The organism is Alcaligenes sp. EGD-AK7 (genome assembly GCF_000465875.3).
GTDB classification, from domain to species: Bacteria; Pseudomonadota; Gammaproteobacteria; order Burkholderiales; family Burkholderiaceae_B; genus Alcaligenes; species Alcaligenes phenolicus.
In genome coordinates, this window is record NZ_AVOG02000064.1 from 1 (window position 1) to 512 (window position 512).

At 66.6% G+C, this 512-nt stretch carries 1 protein-coding gene; it reads right to left on the reverse strand.

What is annotated here, in order from left to right; genetic code table 11:
* Positions 1 to 512 (reverse strand): CHASE domain-containing protein (locus N879_RS16950; protein WP_031233002.1); only part of this gene is annotated, 512 nt, incomplete at both ends.

Genomic DNA, 512 nt, shown 5'->3' on the forward strand with positions numbered 1-512 from the left:
TAGGGGCTGTAGACGAAGCCGAGCAGCGCCTGCATGCGCTCGTCCGGCGTGCTTGTCGGCAGGTGCGGGCGATACACGGGCACATAGAGCAGCACCCCGGCCTGGACCGTGCCATGGGTCTCCTGTACCAGCGTCACCTTGCCGGTGATGCTGGTCTCGCCGAGCTGCGCCGCGCGCTGCATGGCCTGCTGACGTATCGGTTCGGCGTACATGTCGTAGCCGAAGGCCGCCAGGTTGCGCCCGCTGAACGGTTCCAGAAAGATGATCGAGGTGTACAGCTCGCGCTCGCCAGCTGGGTGGATGTCGTAATCGGCAAAGCCCTGGGAGCGGATGCGCGCCACATGGGCGGCTCGCTCAGCTGGACGGATGGCCTGGGTGAAGCCGACGCCCTGGATGCCCGGATAACGCTCGGCCAGGGCCAGTCGTTCGACGTACAGCCGCCATTGTTCGCGGCTGACCTGCTCCACCGCGTCGAACAGGCCGGCGCCGCCGAGCAGGATCTGTTCATGGTC